Raw genomic sequence first — 16,162 nt, 5'->3', positions numbered from 1 at the left:
ACCATCCTTCGTCGGTCACTACCGTTTCCTGACCTCCCATGAAACGGTACTGAGGTGCCGACGGCCAACCAGGTGGATCGTGGCCAGCGGAGCGACCATCCAGGGGCCCCACTGAGTCGGGGGCAGATTCAGTAGTTTGCCAGCCATGGCGGCGATTGGCCCGCTGTGTGACACCGCGATGATCGGCCCAGGTTGGTCGCCGCTGGACCGTGTGACAAGATCGTCCAGCCAGTCGACCATGCGGTCTTGCATCTCTGTCGTCGTTTCTCCGCCGGGCGGACGGTAGCTATCGGGTCGCTCAATCAGACCGTCAAAGTTCTCTGGATCACTGGCGTAGGCGTCATCCCAGCTGAGTCCTTGCCAGCGACCATAGTTGCGTTCGCGCAATCGCATGTCATCGATGACGGGCAACGGGTCTGGCCCAAGTCGAGCGATTTGGTCAGCCATGTAACGCGTCCGCGACAGCCCGCTGTGAAAGATCGCTTGTGGAGCAACGGACGTGAGAATCTGCTGAGCAACGCGCTGCGAATCCAGACGTCCCTGGTCGCTCAGATCGATGTCCATCGCCCCGTAGCAGATCTTTTTCATTCTCGGATCGATCTCACCGTGGCGGACCAACAAAATCTCGATCGAATCACTCATTGTGCCGACGCACCAACCAAAATCACACCTTGAATCAAAAACCCGCTGCAACCGAGCAGGTCGCCGGTTGTGCCGCCGACCCGCTGAATGATTTTGCGGCGAAACCAAACCAGTACCAGCAAACTTGCCAACAGCGAACATCCAGCCACAACCGGCAACGTCACAGGCCACATGATCCAAAACGGCAAACTGATCAACGCCGCGGTGAGTGCACGCTTGATCGTTTGACTGCCAGAGATGTCTTTGGCTTGTGAATTGCGATCTTGGATCGGATCCGTGGTGGCCATCATCAGCACAATCGCAGCGCGTCCCAAACTTGCCGCAGCCACGATCACAATCGCCGCGGTCATCATGTTCGCTGCGCCGATGGCTGCCATCGCAGCGGCCCGCGTACCGACACCGATGATCAATCCGACCGAGCCGTAGGTTCCCAATCGGCTGTCTTTCATGATTTCCAACACTTGATCGCGAGTCCATCCGCCGCCCAATGCATCGCAGGTATCCGCCAACGCATCTTCATGAAAAGCCCCGGTCAACAAAGCTTCCGCGCCGAGTGAAATCAAGGCTGCGACCAAGGGCGTGAATCCGATCCACAGGCCACCCACAAACAATGCCGCCGTCCAACAACCCACCAGTCCGCCGACGATCGGAAAGAAAATCACTGCGCGGCGCAATAGCTCTCTATATTGATCGGCTGTGATCCCAGAGAGTCCCGGCATCGGAACCCGCGTCAAGAATTGGATCGCGACCGCCAGGGTTCTGCACAGATTCCTTTCGGCGCGAGGCGTGTCCGCCGCTGAAGGATTCATCACAACTCCAGTTCGTCCAAGGTTGCCATGTCGTTGATCATTGCCGCCGCCAAGTCGATCAGTGGCAGCGCAGCCAACGCGCCTGTCGCTTCGCCCAGTCGCATCTGTAGATCCAACACCGGCACCAAGTCTAAACTCGCAAGCGCCGCGGTTTGCCCCGGTTCGGTCGAGCGGTGGCCGGCGATCATTTGATCCGAGGTTCCCGGGTGCATCCGCTGGGCCAACAGTGCAGCTGCGGTCGCGATCAATCCATCGACGACGACCGTCCTGCCCCGCTGGGCGGCGTGCTGAAAAAACCCGGCAAGCGCCACGATCTCGAATCCTCCGACCTGACAAGCGAGCTGGTCAGGTGATTGAATCCCAAGCCCGCGGACGCGATCGACCGCGGCTCGCACCACTTGGCGCTTGTGCTGCAATTGTTGATCGTCGATCCCAGCACCAGGTCCCACCAACGTTTCGACTGACTCGGTAGCAACCAATTCGTTGTCACACAAAAGCGCAATCAAACAGCTGGCCGACGTGGTGTTGCCGATTCCCATTTCGCCGCCCATCAAAATCTGATTGCCCGCATCACAAGCGATCTGCGCACGCTCAACCCCGGCCTGCCAGGCATGGCTGAATTCTGCTTCGTCCATCGCCGGTTCGCGCATCAGGTTTCCCGTTCCACGCCGACCGGATCGATCGACCAACCGACCACCGGTCGACCCGCATGGCGACAACAATCCAACGTCGACCACTTCATAGCTGCACCCGAGTGATCCGGCAAAGACTCCGCTGGCAGTTCGTCCTTGCTGCATCAGATTGACCACCGCCCCCGTCACCGAACTCGGCCACGCGGTGACGCCTTCGCAAGTCACGCCATGGTCGGCCGCAAACACGGTGACATGGCGCGGTCGCGTTTTCGGCCGACACGTGCGTTGGGTCATGCACAGCCGGGCGGCGATCGATTCGATCATCCCCAAGCTGCCGGGCGGTTTGCACAATCCATCAAGCCGTTGTTGCATCGCTTCGACATCCCACGGCTCGGCGGCCTCAGAGAATTCTCTCATGATTGCTGCCCCTGGCTTTTGGAAAGGCGCCGATATTGTAGGAATCCACCCATCAGCAGCACGCAGCCCAAGATCACAACCGCCATCAATGTTCGCCGTTGCGGTTGCTGGCCCACAACATCCGGCTGTGATACCGGCCGCATCTCTTGGCCACGGACAAACTCGGGCGCATCAGCACTCGGTGTCGTTGTTTGTCTCGGTGTCGCATTCGGTGCCGCTGTCACTGGATCGACTGGCAGCTCGGCACTGTTCGCCACCGAGGGGTCGGGCTTTAGCGCAGGCTTGGATTTCAATTGGACACTGACGAATTGCTGGACCTGGCGATTGCTTTCGATCAATTCGCTTTGACGCATCATCTGGTCATAGGAATCTAACAATTTCTCACGCGTTTCCAGATCGGGCTGCCAATAGTCCAAACGCACCGCGTCCACCATCCGCTCCAAAATCTGAGCCAGTGCCTGCGGGTTGTCCTCCTGCAGCCACTCACGAGTCCCAAGTTCGTATTCATCGTTGACATAAACATCCATCATCGATTGCCATTGATCTTCACGAATCGTTTCCGGCGCGGTGACTTGCCAGCCCCACAGGAACTGGGTTGCTTTCAGCACTTGCAGTGTCCCGCTGTATCCTTCAGCCTGCTGTGATCGAATCCACTGCGGGTGCAGATAGCGCGTTTGCATTTCTTTCGCGATCGACCCGGCTGCGCTATCGACGATCACTTCCGACTCGTCGCGCAGGTTCTGAACATACAACTCCGGCGCGTCGGCTCCGGCGGCTCGCGCGGCAAGCGAAAAACCGCCCAAATAGGCGAAGGGGTCATCGCTGGTCAGCACACCGTACGTGTTCGAAGATCGCGATAGAAAGGCAGCATCGACACTGGCAATTTGTTTGGCGAACAATGATTTGGCGGCAACACCCTCCAGTCCATCGCCATAGGCGTACCCCATGCGACTGGTGAATAGATCTGCCATTTCCGCATCACCACCGCCATGGTTTTGTCGCTCCCACAAGTCGCTGGCGTAGGCCGCATCGTTCAAACCCGTCCCATAGCCGCCAGGTTCGTTGGAAAACACGCGTGCGGTGGATTGGCGTGCCGCATCGGCCGGTGCAACGCCGGCGGATTCCAATTCGTCACGGAGGGCATTCACGTGTTCGGCAACATAGTTGGCCTGTGATGCTGAACCGGACGGTGTATCGGCGACTGGATCATCCAACTGGGACACCGCCACCACGGCTTGATCGATCCATTGCATCAAATGCGGGAACTGGTCGCGATACGATCCGGTCACACTCAACAGCACATCGATGCGAGGACGATCGAGTTCGTTGCTGGGAACGACATCAAATCCGGTCATCCGGCCAGAATCATTCCAGTGCGGACGGACTCCCAAGGCGTGAAAGATTTGTGATTCGATGACACCTTGATGCCGCATCGTCTCGCCCGCCCACATCGTGAAAGCGATCTGCTGTGGGAAATCTCCATCGTGGCGATCTCGATAGGTTTGAATCCATTCCTCCAGCACGCCGGCGCCGATCTGCCAGGCCTGTTCGGTGGGGACACGCGTGGGATCGAATCCGTATAGATTTTGACCGGTGGGCAGACTTTCGGGGTTTCGCACCGGATCGCCGCCGTAGCTGGACGGAACATGTCGTCCATTGAGCGCCTGCAGAATTGCATCGATCTCGTTGTTTTCGGCGAGCATCGAATCCAGCTGCTGAGCCCGTTTGGCGAGCGCCAACAACCGTTTCGGATCCAACGTTTTGTCACGGGCACGGTTGGGAACCGACGTGTGCTTGTTGGTATCCAATTGATCGATCAGACGCAAATCCAATTGACTCGCGGATTCAGCGTCGACCAGCGCCATCCTCAGCCACCGAGCCGGGCGAGAGTTGGTGACCTTTTCGGCGTCCAGTAAAAACACTTCGTCGATGTCTTCACCCAAAGCGTCGATCAGCGGTTTGCGCAGCATCTGCATCACCATTCCAAAGCGGCGATCTGGGGTGGGAACTTGGCCAAGAACAGCCAGCCCCTGTGGTTGAGCCGCTTGCGCGATGTCATCCAAAAATGGGTGCAGGACTTCCATGAATCCTTCGAAATCGGATTCGATCTGTTCGGCGGTCCAATCCAGATCACGATCCAAATGGTGGCTGACAAAACTTTCGACCAGCTGCTTTTCCATCTGGCGGCGAACCGGGCCGGGGCTGACGGTTTCCCAATCGTGCATCAGATCATGCATGTCATGCAGGCCCGGACGGAAACCAGATGGGGTGAACATCGGTGTCAAGTGACTGATCATTGTCGCCCGACCACGACGTTTGGCCGTGGTCGCTTCACCCAAGTTATCCATGATGTAGGGATAGATGTTCGGCAGATCACCGAGTGCCATCAGTGGGTCATCGTAGATCGACAGAGCACGCTGTTTGCCCGGAGCCCATTCGAGCGTTCCATGCGTCCCGAAATGCACCACTGCATCCGCCTGCCACTGCTCTCGCAGATACAGATAGGTCGCCAAATACGTATGACTTAGTGGAACGGTCGATTGATGATTGATGCGTTTCTTTCTCAGGTCGTCGTCGGTCGCCGTGGTGATCTCGTGTCGCAGCGGTTGTGGCAGCACCAACACGTTACCGAGTTGCACGCCGGGAATCACAAATCCGATTCCGTCGGATTTCTTTCCGTCGATTTCGAGCGCCATCGATTCCGGCGTTCCCCAGTAGTCGACGATCCGGTTCTGAGTTTCTTCCGGCAGTTGATCAAACCAAGTTTGATAACGCTCTAACGACAGGAACTCGGCGGCGCCGGAACGCTGTTGCTCGATCAACGCCAATGAATCGTACAGCCCCCGCAAAGCAGTCTGTGTCTTGGTCGTGATCGCATCGGCACCAATCGGCTCGGTCGTATAACCGGATTCCTGGAGCGCGACGACCAAACGGTCCAGACTCTTGGGAACGTTCAAAAACGAGGCGCCAAAGTTGTTCTCGCCTTGCGGATAGTTGTAAACGACCATTGCGATCCGTCGCTGATCCACAGGTTTGCGCTGTAATTGACAAATCGCTTGTGCCCGCGCCGCAACGGCTTCGATTTGCGCGGTGATCGGCTGCAATAGCTGAGTCTTCTGGTCGCGGGCGGAAATCAGCATCGGATCAACCATGCCAGCCAGCTCGCTGGACGCGTAGTAGTACGAGATGTCTTCCACCGCCAGCCCCTCGCGACTCGATTGCCATTGCTGTGCATCGACATTCAGCGCGGGCAACGTTTGCAAGACCGGCACACCGATCTGGTCCAATTCCAGTTTGCGTTGCTGAGGCCTGAAGACGAGCGCGCCGTTGATCATCAAATTGACGACCGGCTTGATTTCCGCATCGTCGATGCGGCATGTCATTTCGGTGTAGAGCTGACTGTTTTGACGTGGGCCATAAAACGCATAGCTATCTAGATCTCGGTCGGCCAGGGCAGCGATCATCGCATCAACCCACTCGGTGTCATCCGAGGAGATCAACACACGGTTGATCGCAATCGCCACGATCGGCTTTCCGCGACTCGCAAAGTTCGCGGTCACCGCTGAGAGTTCCGTTTCGATCCTGGGCCAATCCGGGTGATAAAACCCCTGCTCGGGAAACAGCACCGGATCGGGCATTGCGGTCACCGTGTCGGTGTCGTCAGCGGCCGGGATCTCGCCAGCCAACGCCTGTGCAAGATTCAAAGTGTTCGTCTTGCCACCGTAGCGATAATACTGTCGGACGCGTGACGCCCAATCCGGGGCAATGCCGCGTTGGCTAAGTAGTTCAGCCGGCTTGACCACAATCCCTTGGCGGATTTCCTTTTGATCACCGATCCACAAATAGGGTGTTTCACTGGACTGTAGAGCTTGACCAGCTGTCTTGATGATCGCATCGGCAACGCTGTGGTGAGGCACATCGATCAACACCAGTTTTGAATCAGCAATCGCTGAATTCAAGGTATCTGCGGCGGTCGATTCCATCGCCAAAAATTCGATCGGCTGTCCCGTCTGTTCGGCAGCCCGACGCAGTTTTTCGACGCGGGCCGGTGCGATTAGATAACTGTGTACGACGACAACAGCACTTGATTTTGGCGGGCCATCGACGACTGGTGCTGCCAGGTCCGCTTGGGCCAGCACCGTCTGGACCGGCAGCCAGCAAACCAACCCCATCATGAATCGGAACATCACGGTACGTTGTTTAGAACCAGTGCCGGCGTCTGTTTTCAAATTCACCTGTCGGACCTGCTTGTTTCGAATCATGGTTGGACCTCTGCGTCGTGCGGGACGTAGACCATTGACCCATCGTTCAAACGATAGGCCGTACCGGCTTTCATGCCATTGCCTTCCGACGAGACACCGGTCGACTGGAACCGGCTGAGTTTCTTTCCTTCCTTGACAACGATCTCCATCGTCGGCTTGCCGGCATCGCGAACCATCGTAAAGTCGCCTTGGGAGAGTTCGTTCATGGGATGATTCATCATCGCGATCATCAGGATCGCCATGGCGACCAGAAAAACGTCCACCAAGTTGATCGAGGACAGCATCGGATCGCTGTCATCATCGTCAAGAATATTCAATTTGCCTGGCATCATCGGACTTCACTCTCTCCCGTGATTGGCTGCAACGCCAACCATTGGTTCAGTTCCTGTAACAGCCAACGCCGGCGCACGGTGTAAATCAAAAAACAGATTGATGCGGCGACCAACGCAACGATCACCGCTGCAAAGGCTGTCCCCAACGCCTGCATCGTCAACTGGGTTTCGCCACTGGACACAGCGACCAAAGCTGGACCGAGCGGGATCATGGTTGCCACCAGCCCCAGCATCGGAGCGATCCGACTGCACAATCGCAATCCTTCCAGTTCTCGCAGCACCAGCAATTGCATCGATTCGATCGTCAACGATCCATTTTGCGGCAAGACCAAGATTTGATTCGGTCGCCGCTGACGGCTGATCGCTTCGACAACGAACCCCCCCAGCTTTAGGATGGCGTACAAAAACACCAACAACACCAGCACCGTGATCGGCCACTGAAATGCTTGTGCCAAATCGAACAGCAACGGTTCGATGGATCCAAAACTTCCGCCGGTCCAAACCGGAAACTCATTCACACTCATCGTTCAATCCAATGTTGATTGTCTTGACTCCGCTGCTGCCAACCACGTCGTTCCAATTCCGGTACCGATTCGTTGGCATCCTGGGGATAGCCGACGCACAAATAGGCAATCAATTGCCAATCCGACGGAACCTGTAATAGCTGCCCGATCTGCTGCGGGCGCAAGATCGATACCCAGCCGACTCCGACACCATCACATCGCGCTGCCAACCAAAAATTCTGTATCGCGGCGACGACCGAATAGGCAACCGTTTCTGGCATCGTTTGACGTCCCAAGCCACGCCCCTGTTGGGGATCGGATTGGACAAACACCGCCAGATGCTCAGGGGCCTGACGCAAACCGGCCAACTTTAACTGCTGGTATTGATCACGGGCGGAATCCTCGTAAACCTCCGCCGCAAGCTGATTCTGTGCCTCAAACTCCGCCGCCACCCTTTGACGCACCGCCGGATCATTGACCGACACGAATCGCCAGGGTTCGGACAAACCCACCGACGGCGCCAAACAGGCGGCATCAATCCAACGGGCCAGATCCGCATGCTCGATGGCTTGACTGGAAAACTGGCGCACATCCCGTCTCATTCGAAACAGTTCGTACAACTGTTCCCGGAACGCATCACTCCAACTCGAAATGCCGACTGGATTCACGGGATCGACGTCCTGCGTCAACTCGGGCTCGCGTCCAATAGCGACTGACTGATTCGATGGTGCATCCAGTGCAGCCAACAATCGATCGTTGGCATTGGTATCACCGACCGCGATTCGGACATAGTTTTCCAGCCCGAACGATTCACAATCTCGCACCAGAACGCCAGACTGCAGCAATCGCTCTACCAGTGCCGCCGAATCCTCCACCGGCAGCAAAAAGAATCCGGTTTCGGTTGGCAATGGATTGAAACCGCGATCCGTGAACTCATTGATCAGCCGCGTTCGCTGGACAATCATTCGTTTCATCGCGTCGTCATAGTGCGACTGTGACTCTAGCGCCGCCACAGCCACCGATTGAACGACGGAGTTGACGGACCAGGGAACCCGTCTGGCTTTTAGCGTCTGTAGACGCGATTCGCTCGTCGTCAGATACCCTAGCCGCAATCCGGCCAAGGCGTAGGACTTGGTCATCGAACGCAGCGTGACCAAATTGTCTCGATCATCAGCGACCAGCGAATCCAGTCCCTGGCAAAAATCGAGGTAAGACTCATCAACCACAAACAGGGTTTCTGGATAGCTGTCCAACCAACGGCGAACCAAACCAGGACTCGTTGTCGATCCAGTCGGATTGTTGGGGTTGCAAATCCAAATGACTTGGTGCGATCGACGATGGAGCATTTCCTGGATGGGCTGAATCGGAACAGCAAAACCATCCTCGGCAACCGCTTCGACCCGGTCGACCACTGCGCCACACAGCAGCGACGCGCGCTCGTATTCAGAGAACGTCGGCCCTACAACCAAACAGCGTGACGGATGATTTTGCTGAGGTGATAAAAACGCACCGGCGACCAAATGAATCAATTCGCAGCAACCGTTACCAGCAAGAATGCGGTTTGCATCCACATTCACCCGCTTTGCCAACGCAGCACGCAAGGCGTGGCAGTCACGATCCGGGTACGGTGCAACCGCCGCGTCTAGGATTGCATCACGGACGGATTTCGGTTGGTCGACAGACAGCAGATTGGAACTCAGATCGATCACCTCTGATGGATCAATTCCACGCACTTGTAACAATCCCCAATCCAGACCGCCATGATGCGCCTCTGCCTGTCGCTTTCGATTCTGCATCAAATCGTACCTCGCAGGACCAGCCAACCGATCAACGCTTTTGACACACAGGCAAGCAACACCGCCAGGGTCACCGTTCTTGCGAACAGCGCCAACATTGACGCGATGTCCATCGACAAGGGCTCGCGTAAACGGGCCCCCAAGCGATAGTGATCCGATTTCTGTAAACAGACGCCCAACGCACCCGCGGCGGCGCTCATCGGATGTCCGGCGTTGGGACTGGTCGTTCGCCGCGAATCTTGCCACCAGGTCCGCCAAGCACAGAGGGCGCTGGTCGGGCTGGCGATCATGATCAATCCCGCGGTGATCCGTGCGGGAATCCAATTCAATAGGTCATCGCAGCGCGCCGCACACTTGCCCAGCCATTCCAATTCGGTAGTTCGATACCCCAACATCGCGTCACAGGTGTTGACGTAGCGGTAGATCAAAGCGGCGGGCAGACCACCCAGAACATAAAAAAACAGCGGTGCCACGACAGAATCCGACGTGTTCTCGGAAACGGATTCGATGGTCGCCGCAGAGATTTCGGCAGCGGACAACAGATCGACTTGGCGACTGACAAGGTGGTATCCCAATTGCTGCCGCGCCGCCGCGTCGTCCTGGCGTTGCAAACACGACAGCACAGACCGCGCCGCACGATCCAACGAGCGAATCCCAAAACAACATTTCAACACGACCGCCTGACCACCCACCACCGCGATCCAAGTCACGACTTGCGTCACCTGACCGCGATTTCCAACCCATTCGCCCAAGATCCATTCGCCCAATGCATCCAACGCCCACCCGATGCCACCGACGATCACACAGCCGACGCCGACAATCGTGCCCCCCCACAAAAAACGCATCCACTCACCGCGTTTTGGACACACCCGTCTTGCCCAACCAATCACAGATCCCATCCAGGCGACAGGATGAAATCGATTCGGCGGTTCACCGACGACCAGATCGATTCCCACCGCGACAATGATGACAACGATTGTTGTAAACAGCCCCATCACGACCGCTCCGGACTAGCAAAATCGGGAACGGTCGGGCCAACAGGAACGACCAGCGGTGTGCCATGCACGGGATGCTCGACGATCGTGGCTTGAATGCCATAGGCTTGTTCAATTCGTTCGGCAGTCAACACCTGCCAACAGTCGCCGATGGCCATCACCTTTTGACCGGACAACAACGCGATTCGATCGGCAAACATCGCTGTTTGGTTTAGATCATGTAGCGCCAAAACGGCGATCAAATTTTTCTGTTTGACCAGATCACGAATCTGGCTCAAACAATCGTATTGGTGTTTCAAATCCAATCCATTGGTCGGTTCATCGAGCAACAGAATCGATGCCTGCTGGGCCAATGACCTCGCTAAAATCGATCGTCGCCATTGTCCACCCGACAAGGTCGTCAGGTTGCGATCGGCCAGTTTCTGCATCCCGGTCGCCGCCAATGCTTCTTCTACCGCTTGTTCGTCCTCGTCCGTCAGCGGCATCCACCAACCACGATGCGCGGCACGCCCGAGCCGGACCATCTCGCGGACCGTGAACGCGGTTTCACAGAGTTCGGACTGGGGCATCATTGCCAGTCGTTTTGCAATCTCACGACGGGAGAGTTGATCAATCGGCACATCATCCAAGACAACGTTGCCTGAATCGGGCGACAACTGACCAGCCAACATTCGCAACAAAGTCGTCTTTCCCGATCCGTTGCCGCCCAACAGCACCAACACTTCACCACGCCGCAAACTGAGCGATAGGTCGCGGAGGACGACATGGTTCGAATCGAATCCGAACGTCAATGATTTTGCCGATAACGTACTCATTGGCTGGCCCCTAACGTGGAATCGCTGCGGCGGTCCCGCAGCAACAGCCACAGAAAAAACGGGCATCCTAGGATCGCGGTCACTATCCCCACCGGCAATTCGGCAGGTGCGATCACCGTCCGAGCGATCGCGTCGGCAATCAACATCAGTGAACCGCCCACAAACACACTCATCGGAATCAAAACCGCATGCCGCGAACCAACGAACATCCGGGCGATATGAGGTGAGATCAAACCGACAAATCCGATCACTCCAGATGCGGCAACAGCCCCAGCGGTCGCAACACTCGCCGCCGCAATGATCAACCAGCGAAATGTGGACAGGTCCAGCCCCAATGATTGTGATGCGGTGTCGCCGAGTGCAAATGCGTCCAACGGTCGCGCGCACAACCCGATCAAGATCACTCCGCTACCACCGACGACGGCGGCGACCGATGCCGTCCCCCAGTGACTGTTGGCCACCGACCCCATCAGCCATGACAGAATCACAACGGCTTTTTGATCGTACAGAAACATCAGCGCCGATACGATCGCATTGACCATGCTGCTCATCACCACACCAGCCAATAACAATGACATCGTCGACGGGGAACGGGCCAACGATCCGATCACCAACACCATCATCACCACCGCAATCGCGCCGATCATTGCCAACAAGGTCGTCGCACCGATCGAAAAAAACGAGGCTCGCAGACCGCTGATGATCACCAGTGCCACGCCCAACGATGCGCCGCTTGAGGCACCGATCACATAGGGTTCCGCCAAAGGGTTGCGAAACAAACCTTGAAACCCGACACCGGCTGCCGCTAGCGAACCGCCGACCAAACCGGCCACCACCAATCGCGGCAGTCGCAATTGAAACAGGATCGTTCGGTCCGTTTCATCCAGCACCGATTCACCCAGCATCGACCAGAACAGATCGCTTGCTGAAATGGTGGTCGCACCGACTAAACTGCTAAGCACCGCAATGACAAACATCACCACCGCAGCGATCAGGATCCGAACAGGCATCGCTTTCATGGACGCTCCGTCAAATCAGTTTCGGGCAATTTCTCGCGGATCTGATCTGCGTCGGCCTGGGGGTAGGCCGCCAAGATGACTTCGGCGAGCGCATCCAAAACACGCGGTCCACAGCGGGAGATTTCATCGCCAGAAATTAAATGAATATTTCCTTGCTGTACCGCGGTAACGGAATCCCAACCCGGCCGCGCTCGTATTTCATCGATATCAACATCCAGAAAATGAGTCGTCGGTGCCAAGATCAGGTCCGGATCGCCACGCAGGACCGTTTCGGCGCTGATCCGCGGAAAGCGAATCGTAGTGTCCTGGATGATGTTTTCTAGCCCAGCCATGGACATGATTTCGTCAATGAATGAATCCGGACCGGCGGTCATCAACGGATCGTCCCAAACTTCATAAAACACCTTGACGGCCGGATCGGGGCGCAGCCGCTGGGCAATGCCGGTCAATTTTTGTCTGCGCGCCGTCATCGCAGCGACCAATGCATCGGCTTGTGATTCTCGCCCGGTCAGCTGACCGATCCACCCGGCTTCCTCAAACAATTCGTCCAAACTTTGTGGTCCGATCGCCAGCGCGGGAATCTGCATCCGCTCCAACGACTGCAACAAGGGCTGATGGGTGTCCCATTTACAAAGTACCAAATCCGGCTTCGCAGCCACGATCGCTTCCAGATTGATACTCTCCAGTGTGCCGCTGCCGACCCGCGGAATCGTCAGTGCGGCGGCAGGGAAATTACAGTGTTTGGTGGCGCCCACAACGGCTGGTCCCAGATCCAACGCAAACAACAATTCTGTCGTCGCCGGCGACAAACTAATGATCCGCGTTGCCGGCGACGCAATCCGCACTTGGCGATCCAATCGATCCGTCAAGATGACAACGTTCTTGTCTGACAACAATTGGTTCGCACCGCTAACGTTGTCCCCTTGCAGCGAATCAGACCGTCCACAGCCACTGGCAAACGCCAACACGATGCACACCAAAACAACCAGCCGCCGTGCGCTAGCACACGGTCCCCACGCGCATTCGCGACTAGACCGCCGCAACAAACTAGAAACCAGGGACCAGACGCTCACGCGTTGCGGCGGATGGGAAACAGTGCTCGCTGACGAATCGTTAGCTTTCATGTTGGTGTTCCTGACGTGATGGCGTTTGGGCTGCGGCCTCGGCGACACTTGTTGCTAACGTGGTCGCATTGATCGCTAGTCCGGCAACCATCCAGTAGGTCGCATCGGCAGATGCTGCCAGTCGCTGATTGGCCAACCCCAATAGATCACGAAACCGTCGTCCCAGCGGATGTTCTGGGACCACCCCTGAACCGACTTCGCCAGAAACGATCACCACATCGGTTTCAAAACAGTTCGCCAAATGAATCAAGGCATCGGATTCCTCTAGCACTTGTGATTCCAGGACATCCATCGACAACGATTCTGATTCCGGGCGACACAACAGGTTGCTGACCAGCAAGGTCAAACAGTCGATGATGACAACACCAGGCTCATGTTTTGATTCGTTGATCCACTGGGCAATCGCAATCGCCGTCTCCAGCGGTTGCTCAAGCGTTTTCCAGGTGGATGGTCGCGATCGCTGATGATGTTCGATACGGTGCTGCATCTCCCCATCATGTGATTCAGCCGTCGCAACGAACAAGACATCATCACCGGCCAATTTGGCGGCCAGATCTTGCGCAAAACGGCTTTTCCCACTGCGGACTCCGCCCAACACCAGTGTCAGCGCGCCGACACGGTCCGATGAACTCGAGAGGTGGATTGTTTCAGCGTTCAAAATTCGACGCCTCGTTGAGGCTGAATGCCGCGTGCGTACGGATGTTTGATCACTTTCATTTCAGAAACCAAATCGGCGATCTCGATGATTTCGGGACTGGCGTTGCGTCCAGTCAACACAACATGCAACATCTCGCGTTTGGCCAACAACTCCTCCACCACTGTCGCGGCGGGGATGTAATCGTATTTAGTGGCAATGTTCAACTCGTCCAGCACGACCAAGTCGATCGACGGGTCGCGCATCAATTCGACCGCTTTTTGCCAGCCGCGCATTGCGGTGGCGATATCACGTTCGCGATCCTGTGTCTTCCAAGTGAAACCTTCGCCCATCGTGTGCATTTCGATCGGCATTCCCGTCGCTGCAATTTGATCAACAAACGTTGCCTCGCCGGTTTGAATCGCGCCCTTGATGAACTGCACGATCGCGACTTTCATGCCTTGGCCGAGAGCCCGAAATGCCATCCCAAACGCAGCGGTCGATTTGCCTTTCCCCGCACCGGTGTGAACGATGATCAAGCCCTTTTTTTCTGTCTTACTGGCAAGCTGACGATCCTTGACCTCATTGATCCGAACCATCTTTTTACGGTGTTCTTCGTTAATGTCATCCGGCATCGTTTGCGGCCTGTGTGCTGTTTGGTTCAAAAGTGAGTTTCATCAGTCGATCAAAATCGACGTATTGCTCGAATGCGTCAGCGAGACGATCGAGAGAGAGTTGTAATTCGTCTTGCGAACTGATCGTTGATCCGGCGGTTTCAGAGACGCCCAAGCGGTTAAGCCAGGCGGCGCGGAAGGAATCATTGTGGAACAACCCATGCAGATAACAGCCCCAAATCTGTCCTTCCGCAGAATAGGAACCGTCCGCCGGTGCGAGATCTGATCCCGCCTCGGTGATTCGCTTCATCCAGGGTGTCGACGAACGCGTTTGTCCATGATGGATTTCGTAACCCGAGACCGATTGTCCGCGCGCTCCCGGTGCAATCGTGTCATCGGTCATCTCGAACTCGACTTGGCACGTCTGCTTGGTGGGGTGAAAGACCGTTTCAATTTCCAACAGCCCCAACCCTGCGGCATTGTGGACGCCGGATTCCACTCGGTCGGGATTGATGATTTGACGTCCCAACATTTGGTAACCGCCACAGATTCCGACCACTTCGGTTTGTTGTTTCGACAACCGCTCGATTTGCGCCGCCAACCCGGACTGGCGCAGCCATTGTAGATCGCCAAACGTATTCTTTGTGCCCGGCAAAATCACGACATCAGGTCGCCCCAATTCACTCGTCATGCGGACATAGCGGAGCCTGACACCGGGGTGAGCGGCGAGCGGATCGAAGTCGTCAAAGTTGGCGATGTGCGGCAAACGAATCACGACGATTTCAAGCTCGGGCGGCGCCGCGCCGGCGGTCAGTCGATCCAAGTCAACATCCGCTGGCGAATCGAGTGCCACAGCGTCTTCCTCGGGCAATCGCAACGCATTGATCCACGGCAAAACGCCCAGAACCGGCACGCCGCCGCGCTGTTGCAAAATGTCGACACCCGAATCAAACAGCGACAGATCACCACGAAACTTGTTGACGATCAATCCAACCACTAACTCGCGGTCTTCCGCGGGCAACAACCACAATGTGCCCAGCAATTGTGCGAACACACCGCCGCGTTCAATGTCACCGACCAACAACACCGGCGATCGGCAGTAGCGGGCGACCGACATGTTGACCATTTCCAGTTCCGTCAGATTCAATTCAGCGGGACTACCGGCGCCTTCGATCACGATCACGTCGTATTGATCGCGGATCCGATCCAGTGCCGCGGTGACGTGTGGCCACAACTGCGTACGACGTTGGAAATAGTCGGTCGCCTCCAGCGTCTGCAATGGCCGTCCGTTGACGATCACTTGCGATCGCGTGTCGCCTTCGGGTTTCAACAGGATCGGATTCATGTCCGAGACCGGAGGCACACCGGCCGCGACGGCTTGCAGAGCCTGGGACCGTCCAATTTCAGCGCCACCGGCACAGACCGCGGCGTTATTCGACATGTTCTGTGCCTTGAACGGTGCGGTGCGAAAACCACGCCTTGCAAAACAACGACACAGTGCCGTCGTCAACAGACTCTTGCCCGCGGACGAACTGGTGCCCATCACCATGATCGTTTTTGCCGTCATA

At 56.6% G+C, this 16,162-nt stretch carries 14 protein-coding genes; all 14 read right to left on the bottom strand.

Going from position 1 to position 16,162, the window contains the following annotated elements; genetic code table 11:
• Window positions 1-18: 18 nt before the first annotated feature.
• The 14 genes from NHH03_RS04880 to NHH03_RS04815 all read right to left on the bottom strand — a co-directional run bounded on the left by NHH03_RS04880 (window position 19) and on the right by NHH03_RS04815 (window position 16,161).
• Entirely contained in the window at window positions 19-642 is a 624-nt protein-coding gene (locus NHH03_RS04880; protein WP_261364091.1) for a histidine phosphatase family protein, read from the bottom strand.
• Window positions 639-1,451: an adenosylcobinamide-GDP ribazoletransferase gene (locus NHH03_RS04875; protein ID WP_253154628.1), complete on the bottom strand. Its 813-nt coding sequence runs from the start codon at window positions 1,449-1,451 to the stop codon at window positions 639-641. The genes NHH03_RS04880 and NHH03_RS04875 overlap by 4 nt, the downstream gene beginning before the upstream one ends.
• The gene (cobT, locus tag NHH03_RS04870) at window positions 1,451-2,500 is read right to left on the bottom strand and encodes a nicotinate-nucleotide--dimethylbenzimidazole phosphoribosyltransferase (RefSeq protein ID WP_253154627.1); all 1,050 of its coding nucleotides are present in this window, start codon (window positions 2,498-2,500) and stop codon (window positions 1,451-1,453) included. The genes NHH03_RS04875 and cobT overlap by 1 nt, the downstream gene beginning before the upstream one ends.
• On the bottom strand, window positions 2,497-6,762 hold the full coding sequence (gene cobN / locus NHH03_RS04865) for a cobaltochelatase subunit CobN (protein ID WP_253154626.1): 4,266 nt from the start codon (window positions 6,760-6,762) through the stop codon (window positions 2,497-2,499). The genes cobT and cobN overlap by 4 nt, the downstream gene beginning before the upstream one ends.
• Window positions 6,759-7,094, bottom strand: a complete 336-nt coding sequence (locus NHH03_RS04860; protein WP_253154625.1) for a DUF2149 domain-containing protein — start codon at window positions 7,092-7,094, stop codon at window positions 6,759-6,761. The genes cobN and NHH03_RS04860 overlap by 4 nt, the downstream gene beginning before the upstream one ends.
• A complete protein-coding gene (locus NHH03_RS04855; RefSeq protein WP_253154624.1) occupies window positions 7,091-7,618 on the bottom strand; it encodes a MotA/TolQ/ExbB proton channel family protein in 528 nt (175 codons plus the stop codon). Before NHH03_RS04855 ends, NHH03_RS04860 begins: the two co-directional genes overlap by 4 nt.
• Window positions 7,615-9,393 (bottom strand): 5,6-dimethylbenzimidazole synthase, encoded by a 1,779-nt coding sequence (bluB, locus tag NHH03_RS04850; protein WP_253154623.1) that lies wholly within the window; start codon window positions 9,391-9,393, stop codon window positions 7,615-7,617. The genes NHH03_RS04855 and bluB overlap by 4 nt, the downstream gene beginning before the upstream one ends.
• Complete coding sequence (gene cbiB, locus NHH03_RS04845; protein WP_253154622.1) at window positions 9,393-10,388, bottom strand: adenosylcobinamide-phosphate synthase CbiB; 996 nt, start codon at window positions 10,386-10,388, stop codon at window positions 9,393-9,395. Before cbiB ends, bluB begins: the two co-directional genes overlap by 1 nt.
• Window positions 10,388-11,203 carry an ABC transporter ATP-binding protein gene (locus NHH03_RS04840; RefSeq protein WP_253154621.1) on the bottom strand — a complete coding sequence of 272 codons (816 nt, stop codon included), beginning with the start codon at window positions 11,201-11,203 and terminating at the stop codon, window positions 10,388-10,390. The genes cbiB and NHH03_RS04840 overlap by 1 nt, the downstream gene beginning before the upstream one ends.
• On the bottom strand, window positions 11,200-12,222 hold the full coding sequence (locus tag NHH03_RS04835; RefSeq protein ID WP_253154620.1) for a FecCD family ABC transporter permease: 1,023 nt from the start codon (window positions 12,220-12,222) through the stop codon (window positions 11,200-11,202). Before NHH03_RS04835 ends, NHH03_RS04840 begins: the two co-directional genes overlap by 4 nt.
• On the bottom strand, window positions 12,219-13,199 hold the full coding sequence (locus tag NHH03_RS04830; RefSeq protein ID WP_253154619.1) for an ABC transporter substrate-binding protein: 981 nt from the start codon (window positions 13,197-13,199) through the stop codon (window positions 12,219-12,221). The genes NHH03_RS04835 and NHH03_RS04830 overlap by 4 nt, the downstream gene beginning before the upstream one ends.
• Window positions 13,200-13,335: 136 nt before the next feature.
• Window positions 13,336-14,004, bottom strand: a complete 669-nt coding sequence (gene cobU, locus NHH03_RS04825) for a bifunctional adenosylcobinamide kinase/adenosylcobinamide-phosphate guanylyltransferase (RefSeq protein ID WP_253154618.1) — start codon at window positions 14,002-14,004, stop codon at window positions 13,336-13,338.
• A complete protein-coding gene (gene cobO, locus NHH03_RS04820; protein ID WP_253154617.1) occupies window positions 14,001-14,615 on the bottom strand; it encodes a cob(I)yrinic acid a,c-diamide adenosyltransferase in 615 nt (204 codons plus the stop codon). The genes cobU and cobO overlap by 4 nt, the downstream gene beginning before the upstream one ends.
• A complete protein-coding gene (locus NHH03_RS04815; RefSeq protein ID WP_253154616.1) occupies window positions 14,605-16,161 on the bottom strand; it encodes a cobyric acid synthase in 1,557 nt (518 codons plus the stop codon). Before NHH03_RS04815 ends, cobO begins: the two co-directional genes overlap by 11 nt.
• Window position 16,162 lies beyond the last annotated feature (1 nt).

It is taken from the genome of Stieleria tagensis, assembly GCF_024129865.1.
GTDB classification, from domain to species: Bacteria; Planctomycetota; Planctomycetia; order Pirellulales; family Pirellulaceae; genus Stieleria; species Stieleria tagensis.
Note: the sequence above shows the minus strand (reverse complement) of the source record. Positions and strands in the feature narration are given on the sequence as shown.